This is a genomic window from Pseudomonas sp. PDM25, from assembly GCF_019219045.1.
In the GTDB taxonomy this organism is placed as follows: domain Bacteria; phylum Pseudomonadota; class Gammaproteobacteria; order Pseudomonadales; family Pseudomonadaceae; genus Aquipseudomonas.
This window is the reverse complement of the sequence record NZ_JAHUWL010000086.1, coordinates 1-327: the sequence shown is the minus strand read 5'-3', so window position 1 is coordinate 327 and position 327 is coordinate 1. Positions and strand designations below refer to the sequence as shown.

Genomic DNA, 327 nt, shown 5'->3' with positions numbered 1-327 from the left:
ACGGCGTCACGTCAGTCAGTTCACGCTCGTCGCCCACCACCACGTCGATGCCCAATGGCTCGGCGCGGGTGCGCAGCACGTCGAGGGTTTGCGGGTGGCAATGCACGGAGGCGAAGAACGCGTGGCTACCCTTGTTCTTGCTCAGGCGTTTGCAGAAGGTCATCGCTTCGGCGGCGGCGGTGGCTTCATCGAGCAAGGAGGCGTTGGCGATCGGCAGGCCGGTGAGGTCGCTGATCAGGGTCTGGAAGTTCAGCAGCGCTTCGAGACGGCCCTGGGAAATTTCCGGTTGATACGGCGTGTACGCGGTGTACCAGGCCGGGTTTTCCA

At 63.6% G+C, this 327-nt stretch carries 1 pseudogene; it reads right to left on the bottom strand.

From position 1 onward, the window contains the following. Positions 1-327: pseudogene (locus KW848_RS32770) on the bottom strand (glycine dehydrogenase (aminomethyl-transferring)); the annotation flags it as partial.